The organism is Fischerella sp. JS2 (assembly GCF_032393985.1).
GTDB lineage: Bacteria > Cyanobacteriota > Cyanobacteriia > Cyanobacteriales > Nostocaceae > Fischerella.
In genome coordinates, this window is record NZ_CP135918.1 from 2,342,930 (window position 1) to 2,358,320 (window position 15,391).

Here is a 15,391-nt window from a genome sequence, read left to right on the forward strand (position 1 = left end):
ATTAGTTATTAGCTATTGACTAATGACTAATGACCAATGACTTGTGACTACTAACTAAAATCGCGTAACATTTTCTTCAGTTCAAGATTATGCATCTCTTCCTGACCGATCATAGTTCGGGCAAATTCTTCAAGATAAATACTGGCATCGCTGACAACACCAAGCAAAGTTTTATACAAATCTAGTGCTTTTTTTTCGTGTGCCAAGCTTTCTTCCAAAATATGTTTAACAGAATGCTTGTAACTTTCTTCAATTGGTGCAATTTTCAGGCTAGGATGTCCATCTAAACCTGTAAGAATTTCTCCTACTTGTTGAGCGTGAAGTAAAGATTCGCTTGCCTGGGCCTTAAAAAAAGTTACAATCGGAATGCGATTAGGGCCAGTTACCATCAAAGAGTAGTGAGTGTAACGCACAACTCCTGCCAATTCAAACTCCATAATGCTGTTGAGCAGGTCAATTGTCTTTTTTTGGTCAAGTTCTTGCATTAGTTGTTAGTTTTTGCTATTAGCCAGAAGTTTTCAGTGATGAGCTATAAGTTAGAAAGTATCTAACTTTTGATTCATTTCTCACTAAATTTTAAACTCCTACTTTGGAACAAAAAGTCAAGGGTAATCTAACCCTATGTATGATTGTGTTTATAGTCAGGGCTTTAGTCCTTGTTGAGCGAAGACAGCGCTGACTACAAGCTTAAATTATCGCTGGGCTTGAGTTTTGGAAGTGTCAATCACTTTTTGAGATTCTAATTCTATCGCTTTGACTTGTTTGGTGACTTCCTCAGGAGTATTGACTGGCTTGGCTGGTGGAATCACTGTTGGCCAAGTTTTTTTCAGTTGCGCCATACTCGCCCGAATTGCTTTGTCTGCTTCCGGATAATTTTTAGCCATCTGGCTGGATATACCTTGATACAACTCGTCAGCGTAGAGTACAAAGCCACGGGAATCCTGGTATTCAATGGCTGCGGTGATTTTACCGTCGGCGACAGCTGCACCATATTCTGAGTTAGCAGCATCCAACAGGCCGTTAATTACCTGGAGGACAAATGATGGTTGGGTACGCTGGCTTTCTGGTAAGGCTGCGATCGCTTCATCCACCGACTGCATAGAAGTAGTAAAGTTAGTCTTGACTTTGCCGTCTTTGGGGTTAGATTTCACCAAATCTTGCAAACTTACCAAAGTTGTCTTAAATTCTTTGACTTTGCGCTCATTTAATTGGTCTTCCACATCAACATAAATTTCTTCTACTGGATGACCAATATGAGGTTCTGCCTGTTTCGGTTGATTCTGGTCTAATAGTTCTTGCGCTACAATCAGATGTCCTTTCATCAATCCTAACTTGGTCATATAATCGACATCTTTGGCTTCCCCAGTCAAAACCACTTCTTGAACAGTTACTTGATCCTTGATTTTGTCAAACTGTTCTTGGGTAATTACCTTCTTACTGACTAATTCCTCAGGACTAGCATAGGGACGATTTGCCTGAATTTTATTCGATAATGCTGGTACACCTAGCTGCGCTTCAAATTTATCTAATTCAGACAAAATAGCTGTATTGATGTTAATTTGTTTTTTGCTACCATGACCGCTATGGCTTACTGCCTCAGTTGTTTGTGCAACAGAGTTGGGACTACTAGCTGCGGGTGAATTTTCCGTGGTTGAAGTGCCACTATCATTACAAGAACTCAAAGTCACAATCGCACAAGCAGCGACAGCCAAACACAAATAACGGAATTTTTTCATCTTTGCTCCTGGGGATTTTTATACAGTTATCAGTCATCAGTGATCAGTTATCAGCTTTATTACTGGGTATAAGTCCCCCACCATATGCCTAATAACTGGGGCTGGTAATGTTCACTGATTTAAAAGCAAGTACCTCAAAGAGTTTTAAGCTATATCAGCAGTGGGTAATAGCAAATTGTCACGGTTATATTTGACATCTTGTCTTAGATTTTGCTAAGTTATTCTTGCATCTAGTGATAGTATTTATCAACTACTTCATCATTAGCTCAATGGAAATTTAATAATTAGTTTCAATTTAACTGCTATAGAATTAGGACTTATTATCAATAGCTATTAGTTAACAGCTAAAGATGTTGTTAATTTAGCTGCTAGGCATGTCAGCTTATATTTGTTGATTACTGAGTAAATACTGTAAATCTAAGTTTTTTTCGTTGGATTTTGCGAGTCTTTGTTAGCGACGACTTCAAATAATCCCATACACCCGTTTTCTGCGATCGCATCTTGGTGCGGGTGAAACATATACTTACCTGGGTAGCGAAAAGCAAATTCTAAGATATGCCTTTCTGCTATACCCATTGTGATGACATCGCTTTTTTGGCTAGGAGTGAGAGTCATTCCAGTCGGATAAACATCAAAAAAGTTAGCGTGCAAGTGAAACGTTACTGCGGGGTCAAACTCAATAATGTTGAGGACGTACAATCGAATCAACTGATTTTGATAAATGCGGATAGGGTTATCCATGTAGTAATGGGGTAAACCATTAAAGGCATAATATTCGTTGTGGTTATCGTCATTGACGTCATACCCTGCCATTACTAATACAATCTCATCCGCAGCTGGGCGAGGCTGGGGTGGATCGATGATAAACATGCCATATAAACCTTTGGCAATATGTCGGGTCACAGGTTCAATATGACAGTGATAGAGATGAACACCAAAAGGTTCAGCGTCAAACTCGTAAATTGTGGCGCTACCGTTACTGACTGGGCGAACGCCGTCCATTTCTGCTGGGTGGATACCATGAAAATGTAAAGAGTGGGAATGTCCAGCTTTATTCAAGAACAATATCCGCACGCGATCGCCTTGTTTTGCTCTCAGTGTCGGCCCAGGAATGCCACCATTTAAGTCCCAAATGTTGTAAGATACAGCACTATTAAGTTGAATCACGGAAGTCCCAGCAGTTAGACGAAATTCCCGAATTGTCCGTCCATTTTCTCGTTTTAATGTTCCATAATCAAAGTTTCGCAATACTTGTATCGGGTTGACAGTACTGTTAGTGTTTTCCTTTGTCTCCAACGGTGGCACTCTTACCAACTGCTTTTGTGCTGCTAATTTATCCCATACCACAGCTGCTCCTGCGATGCCTGCACTGGCTAATCCTAGTTTCAACAGTTGGCGACGATTCAACAATTTCTCTTGATTGAGAGCAAAGTAGTTAGGCATGATACTATCACGAATCATTTGCAGCAAAAAATAAACTGCAAATTTTTTGCAATTACCTTCTATTAATATAGGAAATAAAAATTATTGTCAATAATCTTTGAGTGGCTTTCAAATCGCAAGTATAGCGATTTTCAACTGGATACAATACACTTTTACCTCACCCCGCCTATCGGGCACCCCTCTCCTTGCTAAGGAGAGGGGCTGTTCTTGTGAGGTTTGTAGTAAATGTTTAAGTTTTTATTTATTTATAAATGCATCTGCCATAGGTAAGATTGTATAAAACGCAATCTGTTTTTTATTTTTTAATTTAAGAGAATGATAATCATTATATAATTAGCTTGAAGATTAAAAACTGCCAATATAAACTAAGTCGTTATACATAATTTATGGAATGGCTGATTTTGAGAATAATTCTTAAACTGAAACGTATATTACCCATTTTGCTGGGGATTTTTAGCTTTTATATAGTCGTAAGTGCAGCTGCACCAGCCTATGCCATGCACATCATGGAAGGTTTTTTACCTGTAAAATGGGCTGTTTTTTGGTGGATAGTAGCTTTGCCATTTTTTGTGTTGGGGGTACGGCGAATATCACACATTACTCAAGCAAACCCGCAATTAAAATTACTTTTAGCATTGGCGGGAGCATTTACATTTGTGTTATCAGCTTTAAAAATGCCATCAGTGACAGGTAGTTGTTCTCATCCCACAGGTACAGGATTAGGAGCAATATTATTCGGGCCTTTAGCGATGTCTGTGCTAGGTAGTCTAGTACTACTGTTTCAAGCATTGCTCTTGGCTCACGGTGGTATAACTACATTGGGGGCGAATGCATTTTCAATGGCGATCACAGGGCCGTTTGTTGCCTACTGGATTTATCGCTTGGTGATACCAACAGGTAAACAAAGGTTAGCGATCTTTCTCGCCGCCGCGATCGCAGATTTAGTGACTTATATTGTCACCTCTATCCAATTAGCTTTGGCATTTCCCGCACCCGTAGGCGGGTTCATGGCTTCCTTGATCAAATTTGCAAGCATCTTTGCCATTACACAAGTTCCTTTAGCAATTAGTGAAGGATTATTAACAGTACTAGTGTGGAACTGGCTGGCTAACTATGGTCGTCAAGAACTAGAAATGTTGCAGCTAATTAAGCAAGATGAGTAATACCAATTTTGGATTTTAGATTTTGGATTAAAACCATTGATTACTTGGCTATTCCAAAATCTGGAAACAAGACTCCCGCGTGCCAATTTGTTGTAACTCAACTACTTGTAATCCACCACAACGATGGGTTAGGATGCCAACAAAATACATGAACAACTGTTCATATATTTTTAGCTAATCTAGAAGTTTTTTACCGCCATAGCTAGCTATGTCCATCCATCACCATCACGGTCATCACCATCAACCTAATTACAACCGTGCCTTTGTCATCGGCATTATCCTGAATACGGGATTTGTGATTGTTGAAGCAGTATTTGGTTTTCTGACCAACTCCTTAGCTTTAACTGCTGATGCTGGTCACAATCTCAGCGATGTACTAGGTTTAGTACTTGCTTGGGGCGCTAGTTGGTTGGCTCGTCGTCGCCCAACGAAGCGCTACACTTATGGATTACGTCGTTCTTCGATATTGGCTGCTTTTCTCAACGCTTGTTTGTTATTAGTCGCTATGGGAGCGATCGCCTTAGAAGCAATTCAACGTTTGAGCAACCCCACGCCAGTAACTGGAAGCACAATCATTACTGTAGCCCTTGTCGGAATTGTAATTAATGGCATTACAGCTTGGATGTTTATTTCTGGAAAAGAGCAAGATTTAAACATTAAAGCAGCATTTCTGCACATGGTAGCTGATGCCTTAGTATCTTTAGGTGTGGTTTTAGCTGGTGTCGCCATTATAGTAACTAACTGGCTATGGTTCGATCCTGTGATCAGCTTAATTATTGTTGTGGTCATTTTAGTTAGCACTTGGAAGTTGTTGATTCAGTCACTAGATTTAGTACTTGATGCTGTTCCTCAAGGAATAGATTTGTTAGCAGTGCGTACTTACTTAGCAGAACTTCCTGGCGTGGTTGCTGTCCATGATTTACATATTTGGGCTATGAGTACCACCGAGTCCGCACTGACAGCACACTTAGTTATGCTTACTGGTAATCCTGGTGATGCTTTTTTATCTCGAATCGCAATGGATTTACACGACAAGTTTGGTATTGAACACACTACAATTCAGATTGAAACTGGTAATTTTCTCTTACCCTGCGCTCAGAAGAATTGTTGTGATTAGTACTAGTACTTTGTAAAGCTAATAATGAGTTCGTAGTGAGTGATTTATCACTCTATTAAGTACTAAATTGCTTACTACAAACTAAGTAAAATTGATTTGCTGGACTACTAGACACTTACACGTAAAGTATTGACTATTAACTGATGAATAATCCAAAGTCAAAAATCCAAAAACCTAAATGGAATAATTGGTTATTACTATTAGCAGTAGTAGCATTATCAGCAACACCATTGATGGTACTTAAAGATGCAGAGTTTGGTGGAGCGGATGGCAAAGCTCAAGAAGCAATTAAAGAAATACAACCTAAATATGAACCTTGGTTTAATTCACTAATTCAAATATCCAGTTCTGAAGTGCAAAGCCTCTTATTTGCAGTACAAGCGGCTGCGGGTGCTGGCGTAATTGGTTATGTAATTGGACTTTATAAAGGACGCTCAGAACAGCAAAATCATCGTAATGAAAATTCAGATTGACACCTTGGCTTATACTAATCGTTTGTGTTGGTTGCCACCAGAACAAAAACTGCTATTTGCTAGTATCCTACTAATCATTGCTGCCTTTGGTCATCCGTTTATACAAATTATGATCGCTCTTTGGATGAGTATTTGGACAGTAATTTATGCAGGTATTCCTGGTAAAACATATTTGAAATTGATTTACGTCGCCACTTTTTTTTGGTTGACTAGTTTGCCAGCCTTAGTTATCAATGGTATTGAGGTATCTCATTTAAATTTAGTAGAACATGACTCAATTGTAGGATTTCTTTTTGGAAATTATTACTTATACGTTAGCCATCACGGTGCTGTACAGAGTTTGACAATTTTAACACGAGCTTTAGCTTCTCTTTGTTGTTTGTATTTCATCATTCTGACTATTCCTTTTACTGCACTCTTGCAAACTTTAAGACGTATTGGCTGTCCAGTAATAATTACTGAAATTTTATTACTGATGTATCGCTTTATTTTTGTACTGTTAGACACAGCTTCTGAATTATGGGTTGCTCAGCAAGCTAGGGGAGGATACCGGACTTTTGCTACTGGGATGAAAAGTCTAGCACTACTAATTGGACAACTACTCAAACGTACAATAGACAACTATCGTCAAGTTTCCTTGAGTTTAGAATCAAGGGGTTTTAATGGAGAATTGCGGGTTTGGCATCCCCATCGCTATCATCAATCAAAGCGATATATAATAGAGGCTATTTTTGGCTGTGCTTTATTAATAGCATTAGAATGGGGGCAAAATGCAGGAATGGTTACTAGAATTTGAACAATTACATTACACCTATTCAGGAGCTAAACAAGCGGCTATTAATAATCTCAGTTTAAAAATTCCTGCTCAAAAAAAGTGTGCATTAATTGGTCAAAATGGTTGTGGAAAAACTACACTGTTTTTATTAGCGAATGGTTTATACAAACCAGATCAAGGAAGAATTATCTGGCAAAGTAAATCACTACAATATGACCGTAAATCTTTAGTACAATTGCGCCAAAAAGTTGGCGTGGTTTTCCAAGATCCAGAACAACAACTAGTGGCTTCTACGGTGGAAGAAGATATTTCTTATGGATTGTGTAATTTAGGTTTACCAGAGATTGAAATTCAACAGCGAGTCGAGCAAGCATTAATTGAATTTGATTTAATAGAACTTGCTCAAAGACCTGTACATCATTTAAGTTTGGGTCAAAAAAAGCGAGTGTCTATCGCAGATGTGATGGTGTTAAAACCAAAATTGTTATTATTAGATGAACCAACAGCTTATCTAGATAGACTGCATACTCGTAAGTTGATGACGACTTTACAAAATATCCATACGTCTGGCACAACAATAGTCATGGCAACCCATGACCTTGATTTAGTTTATCGTTGGGCAGATTGGATATTTGTGATGGATAGGGGACAGTTGGTGCTGGAAGGAAAACCCAAGGATGTATTTACTCAACGTGACATTCTTGAGGAATTACAGCTAGGAGTACCCTTAATTTGTGAAATGTTACGTGCTGTTGATGAAGTTACTAAAGATAAAACTATTTTAGAGCAATTACAACAGCGAGTATTAAATAAATTTCTTTATTTTTAGAAATATCTGAAAAAAGATCCTCGATTTCTTAAAGAAGTCGAGGATCTGGAAGATTTTGTTTTCTCAATTTCACAACTTGTTTAGGATTGCTATGTATTTTATTATTGATATTTAAAGTGAAAAGTTATTTATTTTAATTTTTTGTTTTTTTAAATTTCTTAACTTTATTATACTTATTAAAATATAAAAATTGATATGTGTTAAACAACAAATCGTAACGCAACAAAATTTATTTATTTTGTATGTTGTTCACTTACAAGTTTTAACAATCAAAAGTCTAAGTAAATCATTTTATACAAACTTCGGTGTCAATAACCCTGAAGTCAGAATATGAAATCCCCCGTGAGGGCATTGCACAAGAGGAATAAATTTTGTTTTTTTATGAATTAGTTTCATGTCGTAGTTATAAAAATTACTCTGTGCAAATAAAAACACAAACGGGAGATACCTAATGCATATTCCTGATGGTTTTATTTCTCCACCAGTAGCTGCTGCTACTGGTGTGGTGAGTGTGGCTGCACTAGGTATTGCATTGACGCGATCGCGAGATGCTTTTGGGATTAAACATGCACCTATTTTGGGTTTAACTACCGCCTTTATTTTTGCTGCCCAAATGATTAATTTTCCAGTTGCAGGCGGTACAAGTGGTCACTTATTAGGGGGAACTTTAGCAGCAATCATTCTGGGTAATCCTTGGGCTGGTACGATATGCATCGCTACGGTTTTAATTATTCAAGCTGTGTTGTTTGCTGATGGAGGAATCACAGCCTTAGGAGCGAATATTTTTAACATGGCAGTAGTAGGAGTCTGGGTAGGCTGGAGTTTAACCCAAACCCTACAGCGATTGTTTGGAGGTTACAGAAGTCGCTTACCATTAGCCGCTGGAATCGCTGCTGCTGTGAGTGTAGTTGTGGCTGCGATCACCTGTGCGATTGAGTTAGCTATTTCGGGAACAGCACCTCTGGGAATAGTTTTACCAGCCATGACTGGTGTACATATTTTGATTGGCATTGGCGAGGGTTTGATTACTGGAGGTGTGTTAGCTTACCTAGCCACAGTTCGACCAGATTTGTTACCCGGAGAACAACGTCAGTTACAAGGGTGGGTAGTACCAGTAGTGAGTATTCTTTTGATTTCTGGTTTACTTTCCTTAGTAGCCTCTGCATGGCCAGATGGTTTGGAAAGAGTTGCGGAAAACTTAGGCTTTATTAACCTCGCTGAACAGGTCAGAGTAGCAGTACCAACACCTTTAGCCGACTATAGCATAGAAGGATTGGGCCCCATCGGTACAAGTATCGCCGGAATTGTTGGTTCGATTGTTTGCTTTGCTGTTGCCTTTGGCATTGCACAAGTAGTGAAACCAAAGAATGCTTAAACTATCATTACCCTTACGCTTACAGCTATCTCTGGTAGTTGTGATCGGGGCAGCTTTTTTAAAGTATGAAGCTTGGTACTGGCTAGCTGCATATGCTGCAATTGCCTTGATTTGGACTGTCTTGTTACGCGTACCTCTGCCTCAGCTGACAGGCTTGTTAGGTACAGAATTAATATTTCTGTCCTTGGTGGCTTTACCTTTGGGATGGGAACGAGCCAGTTTTCTGTTGGTTCGTTCTCTTGTTTGCTTACTCACCATGAATAGTTTTTTGTTAACCTTACCACCACACAGTTTTGGTATTGCTCTTAAGGCTTTGCCTGTTCCGGGTGGTTTGAAGCAAAGTTTACTATTGGCTGGACAATACCTAGAAATATTATTGGCAGAAGTACACAGAATGCAGCGTGCTGCTCAATTACGGGGTATTAATGGCCCTGGCGGATGGTTACGTTACGCTAGTGCAGCGATGATTGGGAGTTTGTATCTCCGCAGTTTAGAAAGAGCAGAACGAGTTTATGCAGCAATGGTAGTTCGTGGTTATACAGGAGAACTACCTGTAGATTCAACATTAACAACAAAAGAGCGAATGATTGTATTAGCTGCTTGTGCGATCGCTATTAGTTTAACCGTAGCTTCTTATTTGTAAAGGGAACAGGGAACGGGGAACAGTTAAGTAGTAACGCACCCATTTATCTCGGTGCGTTGCGCTTCGTCATAACGCACCCTACTGGACTGTTTTATCTTTAGTTATTCTCAAACCTACTCATAATCTGTCCACATCCGGATAACTTTAACTGTTTTCTTAGATTCAACAACTTCATACACCAAGCTGTGCTGAATATTTATCCGTCGCGAGTAAGCACCCGATAAATCACCAACTAATACCAATTCAATTAATGATTGCAACACATCCTTAGTTCAAGACGCGATAAATCGCGTCAGTTCAAGACGCGATAAATCGCGTCTCTACAATATGGTCTATTTGTCATATTCTTTTTTCAAATTGGTATAACTTTTCATATGGTGGAGGATTTTGAAAAGGGTTTTCTTGCAATATTTATAGAGATTCGACAACTTGCTCGATGAGTTGCTGTAGCTGATGTTGAGCCTCACTAACAGGAAGATTAGGCACTATAATTCTCTTTGCCAAATTAACACGGTTATTCTAGTTTAGATTAATTGCCTCAAATCCATCAGGATAAAAATTCAAAAGTGCGATCGCACCACTTCACCCAACAGCATATTCCGTGGGCGATCGCATCCAAGCTGAATGAAGGTTTGCTACTCCTGATGATCCTCTTCGTCGATATAAAACATATCGCCTAGCGACACATTAAATAACTTGCAAATCTTAATTACCGTTTGATTATCCAAGCGACTGAAGCGATTATGGTATAACCTACCGATAATTGTTGGACTCAACCCAGTTCGTGCTGCAACTTCTTGCTGAGTTAAATCCTGATTATCCATATAATCTCGTAACTTACATTTTACATCCATAATTTTCACTCTACTCTACACCATATTATTTTTATAACTAGCTACCAATAATTATATAGAATATAGTTGACAGCTAGCTAGAAAGCTGTTTATTATAAACATAGAGAAAGCGGTTCCACACTCGAAAGTCAAACCGCTTCTCTACCCACAATATTTATGACAATATTCTGGAGACTTAGATCATGCCACAAAACCTACTCCTTTGCCAAACATCAACTAGAGGCTGGTTAAATTTAGCATACGCTCGTCAAATTCATGTTCGCCCAGTTTATCAAAACATCTCCAACGAACAACCTGCCTGTTTCATTACTTGGAGTAACGGCGACAAAGAAACTTTTGTTGGTAAAGATGCCAAAGCAATAGCCCAAACCTGGCACAATTATCTAAATTCTACAAAAACCTGATTCCTATTAAATTTATTCAAAGGGCGTACAAACGTACACCCTTTCCGATTTACTTATATCAAATCAATCAGCCACAGGGGGATATAAGCGATCGCCCGTAGCAGTATCAAACACAAATAACTTACTCAAATCAATATCTAACATCAAGCGATCGCCTGGACGAGGATGCACATCTGCACCCGCCTGCACATTCACCAGCACCCCCGAACCAGGTAAAACAGCACGAATCAAAGTTTCCCTTCCCAGAGGTTCCACCACCTTCACCTCCACTACCAACTCTGCCAACTCTTCTTCGCGTCCTTCGCGTCTTCGCGGTTCATTAATACTAATACTCTCCGGTCTCACACCCAAATCAAACCCCTGTCCTTCCCGCAGATGCAACTTCCCCTGCATTTCCCTACTCACAGGTAACACCTGCCCATCTACATCAAAACCCCCAGCCACATACTTAGTAGGTAAAATATTCATCGGTGGACTACCCACAAAAGTTGCCACCATCCGATTAGCAGGTTTGGCATAAATTTCTTGCGGTTCACCAATTTGCTGAATTCTGCCCCGATTCAGCACCACAATCTGATCAGCTAAAGTCATCGCCTCAACTTGATCGTGAGTCACATAGACCGTAGTAATACCCAAATTTTGATGTAACTGTTTTAACTCCGCCCGCGTATCATCTCGTAATTGGGCATCTAAATTTGATAAAGGTTCATCTAATAAAAATACCTGTGGTTGACGGGCGATCGCTCTTCCTAATGCTACCCGTTGCTGCTGTCCCCCGGAAAGTTGTTTGGGTTTACGTTCCAACAAGTGTTCCAACGCCAGCGATCGCGCCACCGTCATCACTCTTTCTTGCACAATCTTCGGATCAACTTTGCGCATCCGTAACCCAAAGGCAATATTTTCTGCCACCGTCATGTGCGGGTACAAGGCATAATTCTGGAACACCATCGCCACATCTCGTTGTCTGGCAGGGACATTGTTCATCAGCTTATCCCCAATGTAAAGTTTGCCAGACGTGGCAGTTTCCAAACCAGCAATCGTTCGTAAAATCGTAGACTTACCACAACCCGAAGGTCCTACCAAAACCCAAAATTCCCCATCGGGGATATTAAAGGTAATATCTTCTATGGCAGTGACATTATTAAATTTACGCTTAATGCTTTCGAGACTAACGCTAGCCATTGTTCGGTTGTGGAATTGAATTCTTAAATGAATCTGGCGAGGTGCGATCGCATTTTAACGTGAAAAACCAAAAACTTTGCGATCGCCTATTGTCTTGAATCAGCAATTAGCTGTTTGACCCAGGTACGGAAAGCCTTAGTAGTAGCATTTTCTCCGTCTTTCCTAGTTTTTTGCAGAAACTGGGGAATTTCTTTGACGGGTATGGGAGCAAATGTGGGGCTATATTGAACTTCTGAGTACTGACCCTCATTGAGTATGTAAACTCGCAACACACTGCCGTTGAACCGCCAAAACTCGGGTACACCAATAGCCGCGTAAATTTTTGTTTTGTCTACTTTTGGTTTAGAGTATTCAACTTCTAGCACTAAGTCTGGTGATGGATCAATTGCTAAGTCTATGTTTTCTTTGTCTCTAACTAAAAACTCGTGTTGGATGTAGTAGCTGCTATCAGGTTCTCCTCCTCGTTCTACATCATCCCGTGTCAAGGTCAATGAACCAACACTTTTTACTTCTAAACCTAATTCCTCACACAACACAATCACAAATCTTTCTATGAGGCGGTTTGAGTTTTCGTGTGGCATCAATGGAGTCATGATTTCTAATATTCTATTGTCATAAGCTAGCCTGGTATTTCGTTCGTCGCCCATGTCGGCTAGTATGGCTTTAAATGTTTGCCAGCTGATATTTTCTAGTAAAGTTCTGGTTTCTGCCAGTGGTGCTGTTGTTACCATGACAAGTGTCCTCCTATTGCGAGAGTCAATCTAACTCCAAGCCGGATGAGCAAATATAGATGCAATCACTCGCACTCCTCGCAGTTGATTAGAAAGGGGTAAATGACCTTTAGGGGCGCTTAAATCCCAAGTAAATTCTTGAGGATAACGTGTCCAGTTATTACCTTTTTTCCAACCAATTTTTACCCAAAGATTATCCCAATTTTTCCCCAAACCCAACCAAATTTCTCGCTGTACCGAATAACCAAATTTCCCTTCGGAGTGGACTAACCACAACTTGTTAATTGTTTGTAAATCTGTAACTGGAAAATTTTCTACTTCGGTAAAATAAAGCCACTTCCGTTTAATCGCCTCTGCACCCGCAATTTCACACAATTTTTGCAGAGTCATGCGGTCAGCAGCCTGGAAATCTTGGGTTGCCAACAGATGTTGTAAGGAACTGTAATCAATGCCGCAGTCTGATTTTAAAGGTACAATTCCCTGAGGAAAATGGGTTTGGAGAAATTCTTTAATTTGAGGCGAATCAGAGTTATACAGCACTTGATAAGCTTTACCATCAACCCAAGTTGCGGGAGTGTCACGACGTTCCATTAAAAATTCCATCAGGACATCAAATCCGTTGTTACCCAGGTTAGCTAGCTGCGGGATCGTTTGTTGTTGGACTTGCAAAGACCCAGCAATTAACTGGCCCCGTAAGGATTCAATGTCAGAAGATGTGCCTGATACAATCATTGGGTCTGTCATGCCATTACTCAGAAAATGCGATTGGTGGACAAGTGTTAGCTATAAAATTTTGTGGATGGGAAAGCATTAGTAGCGTAGAGTAGTTTACAGGAAATTGCTCCCAAAGCCTACTCATTATATATCTGTATTATCATTCGATATGTTAGTCGCTGTATTACCTAACGATTTGATCAGCTCTGTGCAAAATATTTCGTTTTGGTTCTGCCTACAGCTTGACCGTGGAATTTTAACTCTTTCTGCGAGAAGTCCCCAGGTTCCGTAAACTACACCTGGGGATGAAAGCAGGGTAACGACGAAACCACCTCCAAACTATATCAACCTGTGGTTGATTTGTGAGTGGGGTGGTTGAGGAGTTGCCAAATATTTTATCTTCATGCTTTACTGAGAAATATATTTTGTAGTAAAATTAGCAAATCAAGTAGGTTCGATTTGAGTGCTACACAAAGTCGTTCAAGTTCGTTTATATCCATCGAAAGAGCAACAAATACTATTAGCACAGACATTTGGGTGTTCTCGCTGGTGGTGGAATTATGCTCTCAATAAGTCAATTGAGACTTACAAAGAAACAGGAAAAGGACTTGGACAAGTAGCTCTCAACGCACTTCTACCAAAGCTCAAAAAAGAAAAAGATACAGAATGGTTAGCTGATTGTTATAGCCAAGTTTTGCAAGCTACAACACTCAACTTAACTACTGCCTATAAAAGCTTTTTTGAGAAACGTGCAGGGTTTCCTAAATTCAAATCTAAGCATGGCAAACAGTCAATTCAATATCCTCAAAACGTCAAAATTGTAGATGGTAGTATTAAACTTCCGGGCAATATTGGATTAGTAAAAGCCAAAATACATAGACCAATTGAGGGGAAGATAAAGACTGTTACTATTAGCAAAACTCCGTCAGGTAAATACTTGGCATCTATTTTGACTGAAACACAAGGGGAACACTCTACTGAAACAGAAGGAAAGATTTATGGTGTTGACTTAGGGTTGAAACACTTTGCTGTCGTCACTGATGGTGAGAAGGTTTCTAAATACGACAACCCTAAACATCTTGCCAAACATGAGAAGAATTTGAAACGCAAACAACAGAAGTTAGCGCGTAAACAAAAAGGGAGTAATTCAAGGAATAAATATAGAAAACTAGTTGCCAAAGTGTACGAACGGGTTAGTAATTCTAGGCAAGATTTTTTGCATAAACTTAGTTATAAGTTAGTCAGCGATAGCCAAGCTGTCATAGTAGAAAATCTTAATGTCAAGGCCATGGTTCGTAACCATAATTTGGCGAAAGCAGTATCTGATGTTGGGTGGGGAACATTCACCAACTTTTTAGCCTATAAACTAGAACGCAAAGGTGGAAAGTTGGTAGAGATTGATAGATGGTTCCCTAGTTCCAAACTTTGTTCTAATTGTTTCTATCAGGTCAGCGAAATGCCATTGGACGTAAGGGAGTGGATTTGTCCTCACTGTGGCACTCATCACGATAGGGATGGAAACGCAGCGATAAACATTAGAGCAGAGGGTATCAGAATGCTAAAGGCGGAAGGTTCAGCCGTCTCTGCTGTAGGAGGGGAGGTAAGACCAAAATTAGGGCGAAAGTCCAAGTTGCGGCACTCGCCTGTGAGTACGGAAGCTCAGGGTTTAGCGTAGCGTAACCCTGAGTAGTTCACCATTACAAACTCTAACTCAGTCAAACTGCTAGTAATCTCTGTTTTATTCTTCAATTGCTGGCTTTTTGCTGTATATTCTCAGAGTATACCAATTGCGCTTCGAGGCGATAAGATAGCATCGAAAGGAGAGGATAAGAGATCGGGAATCGGCTATTGGAAAGAATTTTGGATTTTGCGAAAGGTTTTGTAGACGCATTGACGCTGATCGGCTTAGTGCAAGTAGTGGCTTCCAGCAATAAAATCTTTTCAAGACGGAT

Annotated in this window: 17 protein-coding genes; 9 read left to right on the forward strand and 8 right to left on the reverse strand. The window is 39.8% G+C overall.

Annotated features, from left to right (window positions below):
• Window positions 1-50 precede the first annotated feature (50 nt).
• From RS893_RS09670 to RS893_RS09680, 3 genes are all read right to left on the reverse strand, one after another.
• The gene (locus RS893_RS09670; RefSeq protein ID WP_315790984.1) at window positions 51-485 is read right to left on the reverse strand and encodes a ferritin-like domain-containing protein; all 435 of its coding nucleotides are present in this window, start codon (window positions 483-485) and stop codon (window positions 51-53) included.
• Window positions 486-692: 207 nt separating this feature from the next.
• Complete coding sequence (locus RS893_RS09675; protein WP_315790985.1) at window positions 693-1,736, reverse strand: ComEA family DNA-binding protein; 1,044 nt, start codon at window positions 1,734-1,736, stop codon at window positions 693-695.
• Between the two features lie 417 nt (window positions 1,737-2,153).
• Window positions 2,154-3,179, reverse strand: coding sequence for a multicopper oxidase domain-containing protein (locus tag RS893_RS09680; RefSeq protein WP_315790986.1), 1,026 nt, complete (start codon window positions 3,177-3,179; stop codon window positions 2,154-2,156).
• 386 nt (window positions 3,180-3,565) lie between these two features.
• Here RS893_RS09680 and RS893_RS09685 point away from each other — a divergent pair, with 386 nt between their 5' ends.
• The 7 genes from RS893_RS09685 to RS893_RS09715 all read left to right on the forward strand — a co-directional run bounded on the left by RS893_RS09685 (window position 3,566) and on the right by RS893_RS09715 (window position 9,554).
• Window positions 3,566-4,342 carry an energy-coupling factor ABC transporter permease gene (locus RS893_RS09685; protein ID WP_315790987.1) on the forward strand — a complete coding sequence of 259 codons (777 nt, stop codon included), beginning with the start codon at window positions 3,566-3,568 and terminating at the stop codon, window positions 4,340-4,342.
• A 208-nt stretch (window positions 4,343-4,550) separates the two neighbouring features.
• Window positions 4,551-5,459, forward strand: coding sequence for a cation diffusion facilitator family transporter (locus RS893_RS09690; protein ID WP_315790988.1), 909 nt, complete (start codon window positions 4,551-4,553; stop codon window positions 5,457-5,459).
• Window positions 5,460-5,602: 143 nt separating this feature from the next.
• Window positions 5,603-5,932, forward strand: coding sequence for an energy-coupling factor ABC transporter substrate-binding protein (locus tag RS893_RS09695; RefSeq protein ID WP_315790989.1), 330 nt, complete (start codon window positions 5,603-5,605; stop codon window positions 5,930-5,932).
• Complete coding sequence (gene cbiQ / locus RS893_RS09700) at window positions 5,916-6,728, forward strand: cobalt ECF transporter T component CbiQ (RefSeq protein WP_315790990.1); 813 nt, start codon at window positions 5,916-5,918, stop codon at window positions 6,726-6,728. Before RS893_RS09695 ends, cbiQ begins: the two co-directional genes overlap by 17 nt.
• On the forward strand, window positions 6,703-7,536 hold the full coding sequence (locus RS893_RS09705) for an ABC transporter ATP-binding protein (RefSeq protein ID WP_315790991.1): 834 nt from the start codon (window positions 6,703-6,705) through the stop codon (window positions 7,534-7,536). Before cbiQ ends, RS893_RS09705 begins: the two co-directional genes overlap by 26 nt.
• Window positions 7,537-7,987: 451 nt before the next feature.
• Window positions 7,988-8,911: an energy-coupling factor ABC transporter permease gene (locus RS893_RS09710; protein ID WP_315790992.1), complete on the forward strand. Its 924-nt coding sequence runs from the start codon at window positions 7,988-7,990 to the stop codon at window positions 8,909-8,911.
• Window positions 8,904-9,554: an energy-coupling factor transporter transmembrane component T gene (locus tag RS893_RS09715; protein WP_315790993.1), complete on the forward strand. Its 651-nt coding sequence runs from the start codon at window positions 8,904-8,906 to the stop codon at window positions 9,552-9,554. The genes RS893_RS09710 and RS893_RS09715 overlap by 8 nt, the downstream gene beginning before the upstream one ends.
• 113 nt (window positions 9,555-9,667) lie before the next feature.
• On the opposite strand, the gene RS893_RS09720 is transcribed toward RS893_RS09715, so the two are convergent.
• Both RS893_RS09720 and RS893_RS09725 read right to left on the reverse strand, forming a co-directional pair.
• Window positions 9,668-9,814, reverse strand: coding sequence for a hypothetical protein (locus RS893_RS09720; protein ID WP_315790994.1), 147 nt, complete (start codon window positions 9,812-9,814; stop codon window positions 9,668-9,670).
• 375 nt (window positions 9,815-10,189) lie between these two features.
• Complete coding sequence (locus RS893_RS09725; RefSeq protein WP_016866965.1) at window positions 10,190-10,408, reverse strand: helix-turn-helix domain-containing protein; 219 nt, start codon at window positions 10,406-10,408, stop codon at window positions 10,190-10,192.
• Window positions 10,409-10,590: 182 nt separating this feature from the next.
• Here RS893_RS09725 and RS893_RS09730 point away from each other — a divergent pair, with 182 nt between their 5' ends.
• Window positions 10,591-10,812 (forward strand): hypothetical protein, encoded by a 222-nt coding sequence (locus tag RS893_RS09730; protein ID WP_315790995.1) that lies wholly within the window; start codon window positions 10,591-10,593, stop codon window positions 10,810-10,812.
• Between the two features lie 63 nt (window positions 10,813-10,875).
• On the opposite strand, the gene RS893_RS09735 is transcribed toward RS893_RS09730, so the two are convergent.
• The 3 genes from RS893_RS09735 to RS893_RS09745 all read right to left on the reverse strand — a co-directional run bounded on the left by RS893_RS09735 (window position 10,876) and on the right by RS893_RS09745 (window position 13,469).
• Complete coding sequence (locus RS893_RS09735; protein ID WP_315790996.1) at window positions 10,876-11,994, reverse strand: ABC transporter ATP-binding protein; 1,119 nt, start codon at window positions 11,992-11,994, stop codon at window positions 10,876-10,878.
• Window positions 11,995-12,080: 86 nt separating this feature from the next.
• Window positions 12,081-12,725, reverse strand: coding sequence for a Uma2 family endonuclease (locus RS893_RS09740; protein WP_315790997.1), 645 nt, complete (start codon window positions 12,723-12,725; stop codon window positions 12,081-12,083).
• 30 nt (window positions 12,726-12,755) lie between these two features.
• The gene (locus RS893_RS09745) at window positions 12,756-13,469 is read right to left on the reverse strand and encodes a GUN4 domain-containing protein (protein ID WP_315790998.1); all 714 of its coding nucleotides are present in this window, start codon (window positions 13,467-13,469) and stop codon (window positions 12,756-12,758) included.
• A gap of 433 nt (window positions 13,470-13,902) precedes the next feature.
• Between RS893_RS09745 and RS893_RS09750 the strand changes: the two genes are divergently transcribed.
• Window positions 13,903-15,114 carry an RNA-guided endonuclease TnpB family protein gene (locus RS893_RS09750; protein WP_315790999.1) on the forward strand — a complete coding sequence of 404 codons (1,212 nt, stop codon included), beginning with the start codon at window positions 13,903-13,905 and terminating at the stop codon, window positions 15,112-15,114.
• Window positions 15,115-15,391: the final 277 nt, after the last annotated feature.